Here is a 12,471-nt window from a genome sequence, read left to right as displayed (position 1 = left end):
GCATGCGCACTCACAGGGTACCCGCGTGACCCGGCTACGGCGGAGCGACCCGGCTCGGCCCGGGTACACCCGACGGCGCGCCGGCACAGGCTTCAGCTACCGCGATCTTGCCGGCGACACGGTGACCGACAGCGAACTGCGGCAACGGTTCGCGGCCCTCGCGATTCCGCCGGCGTGGACCGAGGTGTGGATCGCGCCGCAGCCAAATGGTCATATTCAGGCCATCGGGCTCGATGCCGCCGGACGCCGCCAGTACATTTACCATCCGGCCTGGCGCGAACAGAAGGACCGCCTCAAGTTCGAACGCGCGCTGCAACTCGCGGAATCGCTGCCACGGGTGCGCGGCCAGGTCACGAGGGAGCTGCGCGGCGATGGCCCTCCGCGCAGCAGGGCCATCGCCGCGGCGTTTCGCATGCTCGACCTCGCCTCGCTGCGCATCGGCAGCGAGCGCTATGCCGACGCCTACGGCAGCCACGGCCTCTCGACCCTGCTCTGCTCGCACGTCTCGGTGCGGGGCGACACGGTGCGCCTGGATTTTCCAGCTAAGAGTGGCCAGCAATTTCAGGGCCTGATAACGGATGCCGACCTCGCGACCTACCTGCGCGCCCGCCTGCGCGAGCGCCCGGCTTCACCGCTGCTCTCCTGGGTGGTCGACGGTGTCGAGAGCGCCGTCTCGGCCTCCGAGATCAACGATTTCATCAAGGATCACACCGGTGGCGAATTCACCGCGAAGGACTTTCGCACCCTGCGGGGCACGGCTGCTGCCGCGCAGAGCCTGGCCGAGAGCCTCGGGCAGAGTCTCGCGGTGACGGCGGCGGTAGCAGCGAAGGTGGGCGCGGCGGCGGGGTCGAAGGCGGGCGCGGCGGGGTCGACCATCGCGACGGGGTCGAAACCGAGCACCGCAGCGACCGGCGCGACGGCGACCAGCGTCGCGGACGAGCCGACGGCATCCGCTTCACGACCACCGCGGGCGGCGACACGCAGCCGGCGTGCCGACACCCGTGCCATTGCCGAAGCGATGCGGCAGGCCGCGGATGTTCTCGGCAATACCCCGGCGATCGCCCGCACGAGCTACGTCGACCCACGAGTTGTGGACCTGTTTCTGGCCGGCGAGACGATCGACCCCGCCGCACGGGTCTCAGCCGAGACGGCGCTGCGGGCGCTCGTGCTCGGCGATGACGCTTAAACCTGACGCTTAAACCTAATGCTTAAGAATGTCACCCGTTCGGGGTATAACTTGAATGCCACCAGCCGATCCGGCTGTGGACTATGAGAAAGGTAGGCCCATGACCCACGACTCTGACCCCGTTGAACAGCCGCCGCTCGACGCCCCCAACCCCGGGCCCGAGGCTCCCAGCTCGCCGACCAACCCCGACCAGCTTGTCGGACCAGACGGACCAGACGGCCCGACCGAGGAACACGCCGGTTCGGCCTCGAAACCCGACGCGGCCGAAGCTGTTCCGGTCGCCAGCGCAGGAACCGGTCCTGACGGCCCGGCCCCAAGCGCGGACGGGTCGACCCCCGGTGAAGCCGCCGTCGCCACTCACGCCGATGCCGACAGTGACGCCGAAGACGACCAGGACAACGTCGACAACGAGGCACGCACCGACGACAGCGACCTCGACGATGTCGATCCCGCCGACAATCCGTCGAACACCGATCTGGTCGGCCACGGCCAGGCCGAACCGACCGCCTAATCCACCACCTAACTCCAAGGAGTTCCCCATGAAGGGCAAGCTACTGTTTTTCGCCGGCGCCGCCACCGGCTTTGTACTCGGATCCAAGGCCGGCCGGCAGGCCTACGACCGCATCGCCGCGAAAGCCCGCATCATGTGGGGCGACCCCGGCACACAGAAGGTTGTCTCGCAGGCCGAAGGGATAGCGCGCGACGCCGCCACCGTCGCCCAGACGAAGGTGAGCGGTCTGCTGGACCATGCCGAGGCATCCATTAAAAAAGAAGAGCGCAAGGCCAATCACACAACGGATGCCGACACCCACGACACGTAAACCGGCGCCGGCATCCCGCGCGGGGTGTTTAGTCCGTCACGAGCACGCCTCACTGCGGGCTGGACCACCGCGCGGGAGCAGCCGACGCGGAGTGGCTAGTCTGCTACGAGCGTGGCTCGCTGCGGGCTGGACTGCCGCGCCGGAGTGCCCCGCACCAGAAAGCTCGCCTGCGCCCGATCGAACGACGAGTAGAACCACCTCGTGGTGAGCACGCCGAGCTTTGTTACCTCGTAGACGTCTTTGCTCTGCTGGATAACTCCGAGCAGCGCGGCTGGGTCGCCGTCAAGAATTTGTGAATCTCGCACCAACCATTCTGTGGGTGTGAGCTGGAGAATGCCGAGCTGCGATACGCGCAGGTCATCCGCATCCGAAACGCCATTGTTCGGGTTCACTTGCCGCCTCCGGGCCCGTTTGATTCTCCAGTAGACAACAGCTCACCGCCTCTTTCAAGGGGTTGACAGGACGCTCCTACTCAACGAGCACGTGGCCTCAAGGCGCCGGCGTGTTGCGTCGAGAACCGCAGGCGATTTGTCAGTAGAACGTGACCGCACAGTCAGGGGGCCAGCCTCGGTGGCGACTAGTCCACGCTGAGCGCGACAATGCATGAACTGTATTCTGGCCGTTTACTTTCCGTTTCTACGGAAGTCATCTTCAAGAAACCTGTTCTGAAGAAAATTTTCTTCATGATCAAAAACTTCGCAGACGCACGGCCCGACGACTTGCTAGCACACTCTCGTGAGCTTTTGCCAGGCCTGACGGCCACCGAGCGGCGTCTGCTCGAGTGGATCCTCGCCGACCCGGATCGGGTGCCGCTGCTGAGCATCACTGAGGTGAGCCGCGCTGTCGAATGTTCAGAGGCGACCGTCGTGCGCCTCTGTCAGCGCCTTGGTCTCCGAGGCTACGGCCAGCTCAGGCTGTTGCTGTCACGGCGGAGCGTTGACCCGGTCGACCTGGCTCGCGGGCCGATCGAATTGGATGAGTCCGATCACGAAATACTGGTGAAAACGCTCGGTCATGCTGCACGGCTCCTCGAGACGATTGCCGGTCGCATAACCGCCGAAATGGATGCCAACTTCTCCCGTGCAGTTGATGCCGTGGGTGCTACCCATCGGCTTCTCGTTCTGGGGATCGGGGCGTCGTCGGCGATCGCACAAGACGCCGCGCAGCAGCTACGCACGATTGGTTTGCGTGTTGACTCACCCATAGATCCATTCACCCAATTATTTGAAGCGGGACGACTGGAACGTGGTGACGTCTGTCTCATCATCAGCCATACGGGAACGACCACCGACATACTCCGGTGCGCGGACGCAGCCGGTGCTGCGGGGGCCACCCGCGTCGCCGTCAGCTCGTACCGTACGACGCCATTGCAGGGCAAAGTCGAGCTCCTGCTCGTCACTGGAGGACTGACCCCAACCTTCCGCCCTGAGGCAGCGATGAACCGTGTCGCCCATCTTCTGGTGTTAGACGCTCTCGTGACCGCGGTTGCTCTGCGTCACAGGGACCGATCCGCAGCTGCGCTGGAATACCTCCACAGCGTGACCGCCACGAACCAAATCTAATGGCGCCCAGACTTGGCCGTGCCGCTCGTCGGGAACGGCTTGTCCTCACGACGATGCTCACTCCGGCTCTCGCATTGCTCGCACTGTTGATTGTGCTGCCAGTGCTGCTGACCCCCATATTTTCTTTCTTCCATGTCGACCTTTTCGGTGGTGTCATCTCATTTGTTGGCACTCAGAACTGGGCAGCAGAAGTCGCTAACGGTGAACTTATCACTGGCACCGCGAACACCCTGGGCTACGCCCTCCTTACTGTTCCTACGTCACTCGCGCTGGGGATGTGTTGCGCATTGGCGATCGACCGAGTTCGGTTCGCGCGGTCATTCTGGCGCACCGCATTCTTTCTGCCGGCTGCGGCTACCCTCGCGGCGATGGCCGTCGCCTGGAAAGCGATGATGGCACCAGGAGGACCGTTCGACGCCCTGGTCGGTGACATATCGGGAGTCTCTGACTGGCTCTCGGACTACAGGCTCGCCCTGCCCGCGATCGCAATCGTTGGAGTGTGGCAACAGTTTGGCTACAATACTGTGCTGTTCGCAGCGGGGCTGTCTACGCTACCGCGGGAACCAATGGAAGCTTCGATCCTCGATGGCGTCAATGCTTGGCAGCGTTTCTGGCGCATCATGCTTCCGATGATGGGCCCGTCCGTGGTTTTTGCCATCGTGACAAGCACCATGACCGCACTGAAAGCGTTCGATCAGATTCAGGTGATGACCGGTGGTGGACCCGGCGATTCAACCAGGACGCTGCCTCTCATGATCTATTCGCGAGGGATGTCCTATCTAGATATCGGAGGCGGTGCTGTGCTGGCCACGGCGATGCTTGCCATTGTCATGTTGGTCACCGTCTGGCAGGTACGCCGACTGCGTCATCTCGAGGAAAGCGGTACGTCACGATGATTCGAAACCTTCGACGGGATCTGCTGGTCTACGTCTTCTTGATCTGCTGTGCAATTTTCGCCCTGGGACCTTTTGGTTGGATGCTGCTCACTGCCTTCCGCACCCAAATCGACCTCAACAGCGGCTCGGTCTTCCCCGCTGAGTTCACGGTAGAGAACTTTGTTCAGGTATGGCAAACCGTGCCGGTGCTGCGATACCTGTCCAACAGCGTCATAGTGACAGCAACTATTCTGATCAGCCAATTCTTCACTGCAATTCCCGCGGGTTTTGCACTCGCTCGCATGCAGAATAAGCGGCTGAGTCAGGCGATTGTATGGATTGTTCTGGGTGCGACGATGGTGCCTTTGCAAGTTATCGCCGTTCCCCTGTTCCTCGCGCTTTCAAAAGTCGGGCTCGTCGGCACCCTAGCCGGGTTGATTGTTCCATTTCTTGCCAGCGCGTTTGGCGTGTATATGTTTCGTCAATTTTTCTTGCAGTTTCCTGAAGAACTGATAGAGGCAGCCCGACTCGATGGCGCAGGCGAGGTGCGCATTCTGGTGCGCATCGTTTTGCCGTTGGCACGACCAACGATGATTGCCTTTTCTGTTTTCAGTGTTACGGCCCACTGGAATGATTTCTTCTGGCCATTCTTCACGCTGCGAGGCGACAGTGCAGCGACCATCCCCTTTGCGATTGCACGGTTTGCCTCAAACGAGATGGGGACAGACTTTCCTCTGCAAATGGCTTCGGCGACGATGGCAATTCTCCCCATGGTGATCGCGTTCCTCGTGCTGCAGCGGTATTTTCAGTCGTCGATTCTCTCCGGGTCCCAACGCTGAAATGGTCGATGCGCGGGTGAAACACTTCTCATTTCCTTCCACAGTCCCACCCAATAAAGAAAAAGAGACCGCAAATATGAATAAAAATACAAAATTAACGATGACGGCGGCGGGGGCCATTGTCGTTATTGGGACCCTGGCGTTAGGCGGCTGCTCGTCCAGCACAGGCGCCGGCCAGAATGTAGATGGGGGCGGTGAGGTCTCCTTGTCCTACACAATGCCAGACGTGTTCACCACGACCATGGAGGATGTCACTGCACGTATGGACGGCGATGTCACGCTTTCTGCGGAGTCTATTGGCAACACGTATAACGACCTCACGCAACGCATCGCCACTGATGCAGCGGCCGGAACCGTGCCGGATCTCGCTCTGGTTTCATTGAATCAGATCTCAAATTTCGTTGAGCAAGGCATTGCGCAACCGATCGACGCGCTGATTGAGAGCGAGGGCGTCGACCTGAGCACGATCGATCCGACCGCGCTGTCGCTGAGCAAGGTCGACGGCAAGCTTTACGGGATGCCGCTCGCCCTAAGCGCCCCGATGCTCTATTTCAATGCCGACCTCTTCATCGACTCAGGTCTGGACCCGGCGACGCCCCCCGCTACCTGGGACGAAGTGCGAGAATCCGCGGAGGCCCTTGTGGCCCATGGCCACGGCGGCGTCGTCTATGCGTGGGATAACGACCAATGGATCTTCCAGTCGCAAGTTCGCAGTGGCGGTGGCTCGATGCTCACCGACGACGGTACTCAAGTCGCTTTTAATGATGAAAACGGTGTGAGAGCTCTTACGGAATGGGTTGACCTCGCCGATAACGGCCTGTTCCCCGTTTTAGCAAGCACCCCCACTCCAGACGCTCTCACGGCCTTCACTGAGGGAAAAATCGGCATGTGGGTGGGCTCGTCGAATGTTGCAGCTAGTGTGACTTCGCAGGTCTCGTTCGACGTGCGGACCACAACCTTCCCAAGCGCTGACGGCTCACCTACCCCGCTAGCAGCCGGAGGAGCAGCAATCATGATGCTCACCAAAGATGAGTCGTCGCAGAAGCGCGCGGCCGCCGTGTTTGCCGAGTTCGGATCTCCCGAGACGTCCACAAGCCTCACGACATCAACGGGGTACCTCCCCATCAACAAAACTGCACGGGAGTCCAGTAGCTACTTGAAAGATTTTCTTGCATCGCAGCCGCTTCGTGAACCGGCAATTGAAGAGTTGCCGCGGCTCGAGCCGTGGACGACATACTCGGGCAATCGCAGCGTAGAAATCACCGAACGCATCGCGAAAGAGATCGAGGCAGCGCTCAAGGGGATCAAGACTCCCCAACAGGCTCTCGACGACGCCGCAGAGGCGGCAAACGCCCTGATTGGCGTGAAGTAGTAGGCGTCAAACCAGGAACTACCGCGCAAAACCGCCCCGGATGCCATCACGGTACCCGGGGCGGTTTTGCGCGGTCAGGAGAGACAGAAACGGAGAGAAAAATGAGCCAGATGAAATGCAGTGCAATCGTCGGCCCCGGAAGAGGATGCGACGACTACCGACAAGCAGTGAGCGCACGATATCGCCGCCGCCCTGGTGCGCTCTAACGACGTCTACCTCGTCACCAGAGGCCTCGCTGACGACGTGGTGGCCGTTGGCGCGATCTGGGGCACTCTGCCCCAGATCGCGCTGGCCCGGCGAGCCGGTACGTCCGTCGTGCAGATTGATGGCTCAGCGGTTGCCGACGTCGGACTGCAGATCGGACTGCGCGCCCTTCGCAGCCGGCGCGAGACGGGCGATATCGAGGGCAAGCACGACCCCGTCGGTGCCAACGGCAATGATCTTATCCCCGGCGCGCGTAAGGGCTGCGGCGATCGGTGACGCGAGTTGGGTTCGTTCGCGCTCGATACCATCGAGGGTATAGCTGCGGATTGTGCCGTCGAGACCGGGCAGAAGAAGATGATCCTCGACGAGGATTGGCGGGGCTATGACCGGGTGTGCCGCCTTCTTATAGGAGCCCATGGGGAACGGTGCGTCGCCGGTGACAGGGGTGTCCCAGATGGTTGCCCCGGTGTCGGGGTCGAGCATGCGGATTCCGTGGCCGGTGACGGTTACAAGGTACCCGGCAGGCGTGACGAGCGGTGTGGCCGGGCTGAATCCACCGTCGTGGTCTGCGGTCCACCTGTTGCGCCCGGTGGCGCGGTCGAGAGCGGAGGTCTGCCCGTGCGCTGGCATGAGGATGGTGTCGCGATCACTGTCGTAGGCCGCGGTTCCTATGATCAACAGCTTTTTGAGCGCTTCGAAGGTGTCCGTGGTGTCGAGGTCGGATCGTTCCCACACGGATTTGCCGGTTCTGATATCGAGGCCGATCGGATCGGTGGGGGTTGGCCAGAATCCCATAATGAGAAGGTCACCGACGATGAGCGGCGCGGCATGGTTGACCAGGTTGTGGTGCGGGGAGAGATCCGTACGATGCCACAGCGTCTGCCCGGTTTGAACGTCGATGGCGCGGAGGTCAGACTGGTCACCGACGTAGATAATTCCATCGGAGACGGTGGGTGCACCCCACGCAAAGCGGCGAAGCGGGTCCCTGGATGCCTGCCGCCAGCTGGTCTCGCCGGTGGCCGAGTCGAGGGCAATGAGGTCGCCGGAGACTTCGACGGCGATGACGACATCACCCGCGGGGGCCGGGGTCGTCTTGACCGCTGAACGGGTGACGCTGCGCCAAAGGAGGCGCCCTGTAGCCACGTCGAATGCTTCGACGGTGCCGGCGGGGCGGTCTTCGACCTGGCCGCCGACGAACACGACGCCGTTTTCGACCGCCGCGGATTGGCGATGTCCGGCACTCGCCATGCTGGCCTGCCACAGCACTGCGTCGCTGGTCGAGCTGACCGGGGTGGGCGCATAGGTCGAGGTTCCAACGTCTCCGAGCTGCGCTGGCGACTGCCTGTCCGAATACGTCTCGGTGCGCAGGGTGATGCTGCTACCGTCCCATGTGACGTGGCGGAAAGCGGGAGGGCTGTAGTCGAGACCACCGAAGAACGTGGGCGGGCTGTTGACGTGGAGGGTGCCGTTGACATCGACGACCCGGCTGGTATGCCAGTGCCCGGAAAACGCTGCAACGGGCTGCCAGGGCAGTTCGTCAACGATGGAGCCGCTCGGCTGGTCGTGGAAGAGCAGAATGTACGGAGCTCCCGGGTCGAGCTGCGCGAGGTCGGCGCGGACCCACGCGTTCTGCGTCGCGTGGTCGATGCCGATTTCGTGGGAGTGCCAGTCCATGGCGACCACATGGAGACCAGCGACGTCGAAGCTGTACCACCGTGGTCCAAGGTAGGCCTCGTACAGCGTCGGGTCGCCGTCGTGGGTGAAGTAGTTGTTGCGGCTGATGATGCTCTGGTGGGTGCCGTTCATGTGGTCATGGTTGCCGGGAATGACATCGACCGGGATCGGGCTGGTAGCCAGGGTCGCGATGTAGGCTTCGAATTCTTCGGCGAAGCCGTGGTCGACGAGGTCGCCCGTGATCATGATGCGGCGCGCGTCGGGGGCGAGCTCGTGCAGCCGGTCGAAAAAGCCGGTGATCTGCGCGGGGAGGCTACCTTCGGAATAGAGTGCGGTGTCGTACCACCCGGCGTCGACGACGGCCTGCGTCGTCGTGTGGGTGTCAGTAACGTGGAGAAACTCATACGGGAGGGGTTGTTCCTCCGTCAGCAGTACGAATCGGTATTCGGTTGTGTCGTCGGCGGTGACGGGCAGCCACCAGGGCGCTGCGGTGTATCCGCGCGGCCGGCTGATGGTGATGAAGTTGCCCCATTCATCCTGGCGCGGAAGGGTGAACCGTCCGTCCACGCCTGTCGTGGTGACGATCGCTCCGGTAGAGACGGCGATGCCGGCGGCCGGCTGACCATCCGAATGGATGACGATTCCGTGCATAGAATTTCGGCTCTCTGTCATGGGGTCAGTAATCGGTGATCGACATCGCCGTTCCGTGCGCGGAGCAGAGGCGCCCGAGGCGGAGTGCTTCTCTGAATTCGCATTAGCCGGCTAGCTCGACGAGGGCATCCGCGGCAACGCCCCATCGCTGTTCAGTGCACACAGTACAAATCGAACATACCCAAGCGGTCTTCGACATTGTCCATTGTTAAAAACTAGCACACGCCATGTGCGCGCACAGTGGGCACCAGCGGCGCGCTTTTAGGTGTCGGCACTGGCCGGAGTTACGCCGCCGGCGACCGTCGTCAGAACCGGCTCGGAGACCTTTCGACCCGGGATTGTGAAGCGCGAGTCACCGATAAGCGCGGGAGGCTAGTTACTGAGGTGCAGCACCTCGGCGGTCGCGGCGAGCGATGCAGCAGCGGCTGCGGGGTCGTCTGACAAACGGGTGCCGTAGCTGGGGATCATGGCGCGGATGCGCGGCTTCCAGCCGTCAATGCGGTCGGGGAAGCAGCGGGCCAACAGGTCAACCATGATCGGCGCGGCCGTTGAGGCACCGGGCGATGCGCCCAGCAGCCCGGCAATCGAGCCGTCGCTCGAGGTGATGACCTCGGTGCCGAACTGCAGCACTCCGCCGAGCTTGGCATCCGTCTTCATCACCTGAACGCGCTGGCCTGCCGTGATGAGTTCCCAGTCGTCAGGGACCGCGGCGGGAATGAACTCGCGGAGTGCCTTCAGCTTGGCAGCTCGTGAGGCAAACACCTCACCAACCAGGTATTTCATGAGGTCGAAGTTGTGCTTGGCTACGGCGAGCATCGGCCCAAGGTTGTGCGTGCGAATGGAGAACGGCAGATCAAACCACGTGCTCGACTTCAAAAACTTCGGGCTGAATCCGGCGTATGGGCCGAACAATAGCGACATCTCGCCATCAACCACGCGGGTATCGAGGTGCGGCACCGACATGGGCGGCGCGCCCTTGGCCGCCTTGCCGTACACCTTCGCCTGGTGCTGAGCGACCAGCTCGGGGTTGGTTGTGCGCAAAAACTGGCCGCTGATCGGAAACCCGCCGAAGCCTTTGATCTCGGGAATTCCACTCTGCTGCAGCAGCGCGAGAGCCCCGCCACCGGCACCGACGAAGACGAAGCGGGCGTTGATCGTGCTGCGGGTCTGCCCGACCTGACGCAGCAATTTAAGGTTCCACGTGCCATCCGCTTCGTGCCCCAGGCCGACAACCTGCTCATTCAGGTGAATGCCAACACCTTGCTGCTTGAGGTTGTCGAACATGAACCGGGTGAGAGCGCCGAAGTCCACGTCGGTTCCGCTCGTAATGCGGGTGGCGGCGATCTTCTGGCCGGCCGCACGTTTGCGGGTCAAGAGCGGGGTCCAGGTGCCGATCTTGGAGGCGTCATCGCTGAATTCCATACCAGCGAACAGCGGCTGACCGACGAGCACGGCGTGACGTTTGCGCAAGTACTCCACGTTGGCCTTGCCGTGCACGAAGGTCATATGCGGCGTGGAATTGATGAACTTATTTGGCTCCGGCAGGGCGCCACTCGAAACGAGATGTGCCCACAGTTGACGGCTGATCTGAAACTGCTCGTTGATCACGACGGCTTTGTCGGCGGTGACCGAACCGTCGGGCGCCTGCGGCATGTAGTTGAGTTCGCACAATCCGGCGTGGCCGGTTCCGGCGTTATTCCACGGGTTCGAGCTTTCCTGCGCCACTTCACCGAGGCGCTCGTAGACCTCAATGCGCCAGTCGGGCTGCAGCTCCTTGAGGAGCGTTCCGAGGGTGGCGCTCATGATGCCACCACCAATGAGTACAACGTCGACGGTTCCCTGAGAATTCACACTTTCGAGTGTATCGCTGCCGGTGGATGACCCTGACCGCCGCCAACTAGTCCCCCGAATAGGGGATACTTAAGTTATGGGGTTTGAAAACACCGACCGTCGCGTCGCCGTCATCATTGAAGATGACGCCGATATTCGCGCTCTGCTCGAGGCCGTACTGACGCAGGCCGGCTTTGAGACGATCCCCACGTGCAACGGACTCGACGGTATCGCTGCGGTGCGCGCCAACGACCCGATCGTGACGACCCTCGACGTGAGTATGCCCGGCATCGACGGCTTCGAAACCGCCAGACGCATTCGCGCCTTCAGCCCCACCTACCTCGTCATGCTCACCGCCCGCAACGACGAAATTGACACACTTCAAGGCCTCGACGCCGGTGCAGACGACTACCTCACCAAGCCGTTTCGCCCCCGCGAGCTGCGCGCCCGCATCGAGGCGATGCTGCGACGCCCGCGACAGTCCGTCAGAACGGATGTTGCATCCCCCGTCGTCGAGACGGCTGACGCTCGCACACCCCAGTCGACCACTGCGGTGTCGAACCCCGAGGCAGTGGTGGAAGCATCCGTTTCCGCGCCGCCGCCGGGCGAAGAGACCGCCGCCCAGCCGGCCGATGCCTGGTTCAGCCACAACGGCCTCAAGCTCAATCCCGCGGAACGCATCGTGGAGCTCGCCGGCGCCCAGCTCGATGTGACCCGCACGGAGTTCGATCTGCTCGCTGCGCTGCTGGATTCCAAGCGCACGGTGCGCAGCAAGAACGATCTCGCCCTGCTGCTGCGCGGCGAGGCCTATGCCAGCGCGTACCCGGTCGACGGGGCCGATCGGCGAGCGGTCGAGGTGCACATGGGTAACCTGCGGCGCAAGCTCGGCGACAGCAGCACAAGTCCGCGCTGGCTGGAAACCGTGCGCGGCGTTGGCTACCGACTCGCCGCTGGCCAGCCGGGCGATCTGGCGTAGCCGTACCTGCCTCGAGCTCAGGGTTTAGACCGAAGCGGCTAGCCCCTACCCCCGAGCGATGTGCTGCGACAATGCAAGGCAGGTGTCGTTACCGACCTCACTCAGCCCCGGCAGCTGCAATGCACACCCGGACAGATCGTTATTCTTCAAAGCGCTGTGCACCGCAAACGCGGTGCGCTCCAGGCGAACCGCGCCGAGCATGTTACTGCTTGCACAGATGCTCAGCAGCACGACGTCGGCCTCGTCGACATCGGCCGTGGCCAGCGCCGCCCGAAGCCGCTGCGTGCGGGCCTGCCAGAGGGCAATGAAGTCGTTGACAAAGCGATTACAAACAGCCCGATCACCCCCGAGCTGGCTGAACAGAATGTGCAGCGGAGCTGGGTCGACGAGCGGGCTCATGCTGGGCATCCGCTGGTCGGGGCGGCGTCAGGATAGCGGAATCTCACGCGTCAACTCTGACAGATTGGCCCCCATTATGGGA

The 12,471-nt window shown here is 62.5% G+C and carries 12 protein-coding genes; 8 read left to right on the top strand and 4 right to left on the bottom strand.

The window, feature by feature from the left end:
- The first annotated feature begins 25 nt into the window (after positions 1-25).
- From CXY75_RS13215 to CXY75_RS13205, 3 genes are all read left to right on the top strand, one after another.
- A complete protein-coding gene (locus tag CXY75_RS13215) occupies positions 26-1,186 on the top strand; it encodes a DNA topoisomerase IB (RefSeq protein WP_104083260.1) in 1,161 nt (386 codons plus the stop codon).
- A gap of 100 nt (positions 1,187-1,286) precedes the next feature.
- Entirely contained in the window at positions 1,287-1,697 is a 411-nt protein-coding gene (locus tag CXY75_RS13210) for a hypothetical protein (RefSeq protein WP_104083259.1), read from the top strand.
- Positions 1,698-1,725: 28 nt separating this feature from the next.
- Positions 1,726-2,007 (top strand): hypothetical protein, encoded by a 282-nt coding sequence (locus tag CXY75_RS13205; protein ID WP_104083258.1) that lies wholly within the window; start codon positions 1,726-1,728, stop codon positions 2,005-2,007.
- Between the two features lie 95 nt (positions 2,008-2,102).
- Here CXY75_RS13205 and CXY75_RS13200 read toward each other — a convergent pair whose 3' ends face one another.
- Complete coding sequence (locus tag CXY75_RS13200) at positions 2,103-2,399, bottom strand: hypothetical protein (RefSeq protein ID WP_104083257.1); 297 nt, start codon at positions 2,397-2,399, stop codon at positions 2,103-2,105.
- Between the two features lie 291 nt (positions 2,400-2,690).
- Here CXY75_RS13200 and CXY75_RS13195 point away from each other — a divergent pair, with 291 nt between their 5' ends.
- From CXY75_RS13195 to CXY75_RS13180, 4 genes are read left to right on the top strand one after another with little or no spacing between them, the layout of a single operon-like run.
- Positions 2,691-3,569, top strand: coding sequence for a MurR/RpiR family transcriptional regulator (locus CXY75_RS13195; protein WP_158251203.1), 879 nt, complete (start codon positions 2,691-2,693; stop codon positions 3,567-3,569).
- Entirely contained in the window at positions 3,569-4,465 is an 897-nt protein-coding gene (locus CXY75_RS13190; RefSeq protein ID WP_104083255.1) for a carbohydrate ABC transporter permease, read from the top strand. Before CXY75_RS13195 ends, CXY75_RS13190 begins: the two co-directional genes overlap by 1 nt.
- Positions 4,462-5,283 carry a carbohydrate ABC transporter permease gene (locus tag CXY75_RS13185; protein ID WP_104083254.1) on the top strand — a complete coding sequence of 274 codons (822 nt, stop codon included), beginning with the start codon at positions 4,462-4,464 and terminating at the stop codon, positions 5,281-5,283. The genes CXY75_RS13190 and CXY75_RS13185 overlap by 4 nt, the downstream gene beginning before the upstream one ends.
- Position 5,284: 1 nt before the next feature.
- Positions 5,285-6,655, top strand: coding sequence for an ABC transporter substrate-binding protein (locus CXY75_RS13180; protein ID WP_104083253.1), 1,371 nt, complete (start codon positions 5,285-5,287; stop codon positions 6,653-6,655).
- A 330-nt stretch (positions 6,656-6,985) separates the two neighbouring features.
- On the opposite strand, the gene CXY75_RS13175 is transcribed toward CXY75_RS13180, so the two are convergent.
- Both CXY75_RS13175 and CXY75_RS13170 read right to left on the bottom strand, forming a co-directional pair.
- The gene (locus CXY75_RS13175; RefSeq protein ID WP_158251201.1) at positions 6,986-9,184 is read right to left on the bottom strand and encodes a PQQ-binding-like beta-propeller repeat protein; all 2,199 of its coding nucleotides are present in this window, start codon (positions 9,182-9,184) and stop codon (positions 6,986-6,988) included.
- Between the two features lie 372 nt (positions 9,185-9,556).
- The gene (locus CXY75_RS13170) at positions 9,557-11,035 is read right to left on the bottom strand and encodes a malate:quinone oxidoreductase (protein WP_104083251.1); all 1,479 of its coding nucleotides are present in this window, start codon (positions 11,033-11,035) and stop codon (positions 9,557-9,559) included.
- 76 nt (positions 11,036-11,111) lie between these two features.
- On the opposite strand from CXY75_RS13170, the gene CXY75_RS13165 reads away from it, so the two are divergent.
- A complete protein-coding gene (locus CXY75_RS13165; RefSeq protein ID WP_104083250.1) occupies positions 11,112-11,990 on the top strand; it encodes a response regulator transcription factor in 879 nt (292 codons plus the stop codon).
- Positions 11,991-12,035: 45 nt separating this feature from the next.
- Here the strand turns inward: CXY75_RS13165 and CXY75_RS13160 are convergent, their stop codons facing one another.
- A complete protein-coding gene (locus CXY75_RS13160) occupies positions 12,036-12,389 on the bottom strand; it encodes a hypothetical protein (RefSeq protein ID WP_104083249.1) in 354 nt (117 codons plus the stop codon).
- Between the last annotated feature and the right edge of the window lie 82 nt (positions 12,390-12,471).

Source organism: Cryobacterium sp. Y11 (assembly GCF_002929535.1).
GTDB lineage: Bacteria > Actinomycetota > Actinomycetes > Actinomycetales > Microbacteriaceae > Cryobacterium.
The sequence above is the reverse complement of the archived record's forward strand: the minus strand, read 5'-3'. Positions and strand labels throughout refer to the sequence as shown.